Origin of the sequence: Candidatus Bandiella numerosa (assembly GCF_021811875.1) — a bacterium.
GTDB lineage: Bacteria > Pseudomonadota > Alphaproteobacteria > Rickettsiales > Midichloriaceae > Aquirickettsia > Aquirickettsia numerosa_A.
Map to the genome: position 1 here is coordinate 1 of NZ_JAJBJD010000076.1, position 5,048 is coordinate 5,048.

At 31.8% G+C, this 5,048-nt stretch carries 4 protein-coding genes; 3 read left to right on the forward strand and 1 reads right to left on the reverse strand.

The features are described from left to right. Positions 1 to 452 precede the first annotated feature (452 nt). A complete protein-coding gene (locus L8D11_RS03350) occupies positions 453 to 983 on the reverse strand; it encodes a shikimate kinase (RefSeq protein WP_236870262.1) in 531 nt (176 codons plus the stop codon). A gap of 131 nt (positions 984 to 1,114) precedes the next feature. Here L8D11_RS03350 and ygfZ point away from each other — a divergent pair, with 131 nt between their 5' ends. From ygfZ to lepA, 3 genes are all read left to right on the forward strand, one after another. Beyond that, positions 1,115 to 1,849, forward strand: coding sequence for a CAF17-like 4Fe-4S cluster assembly/insertion protein YgfZ (gene ygfZ / locus L8D11_RS03355; RefSeq protein WP_236870263.1), 735 nt, complete (start codon positions 1,115 to 1,117; stop codon positions 1,847 to 1,849). A 64-nt stretch (positions 1,850 to 1,913) separates the two neighbouring features. Then, a complete protein-coding gene (gene tsaD, locus L8D11_RS03360) occupies positions 1,914 to 2,939 on the forward strand; it encodes a tRNA (adenosine(37)-N6)-threonylcarbamoyltransferase complex transferase subunit TsaD (protein ID WP_236870264.1) in 1,026 nt (341 codons plus the stop codon). A 2-nt stretch (positions 2,940 to 2,941) separates the two neighbouring features. Beyond that, positions 2,942 to 4,741 carry a translation elongation factor 4 gene (gene lepA, locus L8D11_RS03365; RefSeq protein WP_236870265.1) on the forward strand — a complete coding sequence of 600 codons (1,800 nt, stop codon included), beginning with the start codon at positions 2,942 to 2,944 and terminating at the stop codon, positions 4,739 to 4,741. The last annotated feature ends 307 nt before the right edge of the window (positions 4,742 to 5,048 follow it).

Genomic DNA, 5,048 nt, shown 5'->3' on the forward strand with positions numbered 1-5,048 from the left:
GAATGCACACAATGTTTTGCAGATTAAAGCGACTATGTCCTCTAATGAGTGGAATCTTTATGAAGCAAATATTGACAATGAGTTGATTCTAAAAGTTGCTTAACGCTATCTAATATTTATGCTTCCAGTTAACCTTGCCTCAGCTAATGGACAGCTCTATATCAGCCCATGAGGGACTTGAACCCTCTACTCTTACATCATGCACGGCGCACATCAGCACTTCTTCCGAGCAATTTATTTTTTAGATAATTTAATACTACTTTGTCATTTGTTTTGGCATCATTTTTCTTTAAATTATAAAAATTTTCTCCATTAAAATGATCTGTTACAGATCCCTTATAATAACTTCTATGAGAATTTTCCTTGGCTAAAAAGAAAATTGCAAGTACAAACAAAATAAAAAAGAAAAAAAATAGCATAGTTGCTTTGTAGATTATGCCCTTCATTGATAATTATTTTTGATAGGCTTCTAATTTTTCTATTATAGTGCCTACTAAATGATGTGCTTCTAAGTCACTTTCGATTTTAATATCAGCTTGCTTAAACACAGGCTCCCTTTCCTTCATCATCTTTTCTAATAATTCTTTTTTATTGTCTGACGCCATAAGCTCTGGTCTAGTATTTCTCCTTGAAACACGCTCATATATGGTATCTAAATCTGAATCTAGCCAAATAGATATAGTATTTTCTCTAATAAAATTTCGGATGTTTTCATTCATAAAACTACTACCACCAGTAGAAAGTACTACTACGCCATATCCTATTATTTCCTTTATTACTTCCTCTTCTTTTTGCTGAAAATATCTTTCGCCCATAAAATCATGTATATCAACAATACTTAAAGCTTCTCTTTCTTCCAAAATCTTATCGCTATCATAAAATTGGAGATTCAATTTTCTAGCTAATTTCTTTCCGACAGTACTCTTTCCACTTCCCATCACACCGATGAGAACTACTGGTTTTGTTAATGTTTTCTTTATCACAAAATTCTATGAAATAATTATTAAATTAAAATTGATATGCTATAGTAATAGTAATAGTTTTGAATATTTTCAAGCATTATTATTTTGTGATGCCTTGTTTACGCTATATAATAATACTTTTTTGGTAAAGAATGAGCATTAATAAATTAAATTATAGAAAATTAATCAAGATTAATGGCGCGGATTCTGCAAAATTTCTTCAAAATATTCTATCGAATGACATTTATAAAATTCATAAAAAAAGCTTGCAGTATAGTCTATTGCTGACTCCTCAAGGAAAAATATTATATGATTTTTTTATTTTTAAGTTGTCACAAGACTTTTATCTGGACTGCAATGCAACGCTTTTAGAGGATATAAAAAATAAATTTCAAATGTACAAATTACATTCAGATGTTCAAATTGAAAATTCAGATATCAAGGTGTTTATATCCAATGAAGATTTAAATTCGCATTGCTACCTTGATCCAAGAAATTCAGCTCTTGGATATAGATTTTATGATTTTGATCAATCTGAAGAAGGTGTTGCAGCTACCGAAACAAATATATTTCAGATTTATGTTGATGATAGATTAAGATGTTTAGTGCCAGAATTTGGAGAAGATTTTATGCCAGGGGAATTTTTTCCACTTGATTTGGGAATGGATAAATTAAATTCCATTAGTTTTAACAAAGGATGCTATGTTGGGCAGGAAGTAACTGCTAGAATGAATTACCGTGGAATAAGGAGGAAATATCTTAAATGTATTAACATAAATGATTATGAAATTAAGGAGAAGGATATCATTCAAAATGATAAAAAAGTTGGAACATTATTGAAAGTATATGGCAATAACGCATTAGCACTATTGAGGGTGGCAGATTGATAATATATGTTGAATAAAAGTATGAATGGTATAGTATTTCGCTCAAAATATATTTTAGTAATTAATGATAATATTTGGAATTGAAACTAGCTGTGATGAAACTGCAGTTGCAATTTTAAATTCCGATGGTCATATTTTTTCAAACAAACTAATTTCACAAATTGATATTCACAAAAAATTTGGGGGTGTAGTTCCAGAAATCGCAGCAAGAAGTCATGTAGAATTTCTCCCTCATTTGGTAGAGGAGGCGTTTAAAGAAGCTAAAATTAGTATAAAAGATATAGACGCAATCGCTGCAACTGGAGGACCAGGTTTAATTGGCGGTGTTATGGTAGGAGTAATGTATGGAAAAACTCTTGCTTCATGTATGAGTAAAAAGTTTATAGCTGTAAATCACCTAGAAGGACATGCATTAGTACCAAGAATGACAGAAAATATTGAATATCCGTATTTATTACTTTTAGTGTCTGGTGGGCATTGTCAGATAGTTATAGTTGAGGAGCTTGGAAAGTATTACATAATTAGTAGAACTATTGATGATGCAGCTGGAGAAGCGTTTGATAAGGTTGCAAAATTATTGAATATAGGTTACCCAGGCGGGCCGATAGTTGAACAATATGCAAAGAAAGGAAACGAAAGAGCCTTTGAATTTCCAAAACCTATGTTAAAAAAAGCAGAATATAATTTTTCCTTTTCGGGGCTTAAAACTGCTGTAAGAAATCAAATTCACAAATTAGGGGAAATATCTGAGGAAGATAAAGCTGATGTTTGTGCTTCTTTTCAATATACAGTTTCAAAAATTATAAATTATAAAATCCTACAGGCTCTAAAATTATTTGGCTCTAAATTTCCAAACTCAAAAAATATTGTTATTTCTGGTGGTGTTGCTGCTAATCAGTATTTAAGGAATAAATTAGGTGAAAATGTTAAAAATTTAGGCTATAAACTATTTTACCCGCCAATTGATTTATGTACTGATAATGCAGTGATGATTGCCTATGCTGGAATGGAGAGGTTAAAAGCTGGATTTAGAAGTAATTTAGATTTTGAGCCAAAATCAAGATGGAATTTAGATGAAATTATATATTAAAAATGTCAAACTTAGATAACATAAGAAATTTTGCGATTATTGCTCACATTGATCACGGTAAGTCAACTCTTGCAGATAGGTTGATTGAAAAATGTGGTGATATACAAGAAAGAGAAATGTCTAGTCAAATTCTTGATTCAATGGATATTGAAAAGGAAAGGGGGATTACAATAAAAGCTCAAACCGTTAAATTAAGATACAAGTCAAAATCTGGAAAAGATTATGTTTTAAATTTGATTGATACCCCAGGTCATGTTGATTTTAGTTATGAAGTTGACAGGTCACTTGCAGCATGTGAAGGTTCTATTTTGGTAATTGATGCATCTCAAGGGGTTGAAGCTCAAACCCTTGCTAATACATATAAAGCAATAGATAACAATCACGAAATTATATTAGTTTTAAATAAAATTGATTTACCAGCATCTGACCCTGAGAGAATAAAGAGTCAAATTGAGGATGTAATTGGTCTTGATACAAGTAGTGCAATTGAAATATCTGCCAAAACTGGAAAAGGAATAGACGATGTTTTAGAAGCCATTGTAAATATCCTACCACCGCCAAAAGGTGAAATTAAATCTCCACTTAAAGCAATGCTTGTTGATAGTTGGTATGATAAGTACTTAGGTGTTGTGATACTTGTTAGAGTAATAGATGGAATCCTTAAAAAAGGCATGACAATTAAAATGATGTCCACTGATGCTGAACATATTATTGAAAGGGTAGGGATATTTAATCCAAAAAAAATAATTGTTGATGAGTTATGTGCTGGAGATGTTGGTTTTATCACAGGTAGTATTAGGCAAGTGTCAGATTGTAACGTTGGTGATACAATTATTGATGTAAAAAATCCAATACAGGATGCTTTGCCAGGGTTTAAGCCAAGTAAGCCTGTAATTTTTTGTGGCATTTATCCAACTGATGCAAGCAACTACCCAATATTGAGAGACAGTATTGCCAAACTGCAACTTAATGATTCTAGTTTACAATATGAGCCCGATACATCAAAAGCACTAGGCTTTGGTTTTAGATGTGGATTTCTTGGTATGTTACATTTGGAGATAATTCAAGAGAGACTAGAAAGGGAATATGACCTTGATCTTGTTACAACTGCTCCAAGTGTAATATATAAATTATACCTTCGTTCAGGAAAAATGATGGAGCTACATAATCCTGAAGATATGCCTGATCCTACCCATATTGAATATATGGAGGAGCCGTGGGTAAAAGCAACAATACTAGTTCCAGATGAGTATTTAGGCATTATTATAGCTCTGTGTACTGATAAAAGAGGAAAGCAAGAGGAATTAACGTATGTGGGAAATAGGGTAATGCTTATATACAAATTACCACTTAATGAAATAGTTTTTGATTTTTATGAAAAATTAAAATCTTGCTCCAAAGGCTATGCCAGTTGTGATTGGGAATTAGACACATATCAAAGAGGTGATCTAGTTAAGGTAAATATATTAATCAATGGCTTGGTTGTGGATGCGTTAAGTTTGCTAATACACAAATCAAAAGCAGAGACTAGAGGGAGAGAAATATGCGAACACCTAAAAGAATTAATACCTAGACATTTATTCTTAATTCCGATTCAGGCTGCAATTGGTGGAAAAATTATTGCAAGAGAAACAATAAGTGCCTTAAGAAAAGATGTTACTGCCAAATGTTATGGTGGGGACGTTACGAGAAAACGGAAATTACTAGAGAAGCAAAAGAAGGGAAAGAAGCGCATGAGATCAGTTGGTAATGTCAATATACCACAAAGTGCGTTTATCTCAGTTCTAAAAGTAGGAAAATAATTTAATATTCAAAAAAATTGAATTTTTTACATATTTTGCATAAAGAATTTTGTAAAAATTCTTTATGGTCTCCTGTACTGGTTATACGTCATTTTAGATAGTATTAATGGCGGTTGTGATGGTTCTATCATATATCCTATAGAATTGTAGATTTTGGACTTTGTTCGGATAGGTATTCTTTTTTTCCTGACTTCATGCACTTTTTCGCTAGACAGCGCAATATTCCTGGGGTTTATTTTTTTCTAGGCACTACCACTTAAGTTTTTTTGTTAATTTAAATTTAGATTTTTAGAGTTGCTCTATACTA

Bases quoted from the DNA above. Each gene is read 5' to 3' on its own strand.
- ygfZ (WP_236870263.1), top strand. From the start codon at position 1,115: ATGAGCATTAATAAATTAAATTATAGAAAATTAATCAAGATTAATGGC.
- tsaD (WP_236870264.1), top strand. From the start codon at position 1,914: ATGATAATATTTGGAATTGAAACTAGCTGTGATGAAACTGCAGTTGCA.
- lepA (WP_236870265.1), top strand. From the start codon at position 2,942: ATGTCAAACTTAGATAACATAAGAAATTTTGCGATTATTGCTCACATT.